Consider the following 266-nt stretch of genomic DNA (forward strand, 5'->3'; position numbering starts at 1 on the left):
TTTTAAACAATGAAAATAAAGTAGTTGCTGTGTATGCAGCGATTGGGCTTTGGAAAAAAAACCCTGATCTTACCAATCAGATATTTCAGCAATTTTTACAGGTAAAAACCCAGATTCATACCCAGAATGGTTGTATTGTGGGTGATCAAAACCCTGCTGAACCTCTATACAGTCAATATATAAATGCTCTAGATGATAAAGACATCATACACGATGCCAGGCTGAAAAAGCTTGACAGTCTGATCATTTTCAGTCCGAATCCTTCG

Annotated in this window: 1 protein-coding gene; it reads left to right on the forward strand. The window is 37.2% G+C overall.

Annotated elements, in window-relative coordinates:
- Positions 1-266 (forward strand): hypothetical protein (locus SCA31_RS23775; protein ID WP_410699469.1); only part of this gene is annotated, 266 nt, incomplete at both ends.

This window comes from Chryseobacterium sp. SIMBA_028 (genome assembly GCF_046535285.1).
GTDB lineage: Bacteria > Bacteroidota > Bacteroidia > Flavobacteriales > Weeksellaceae > Chryseobacterium.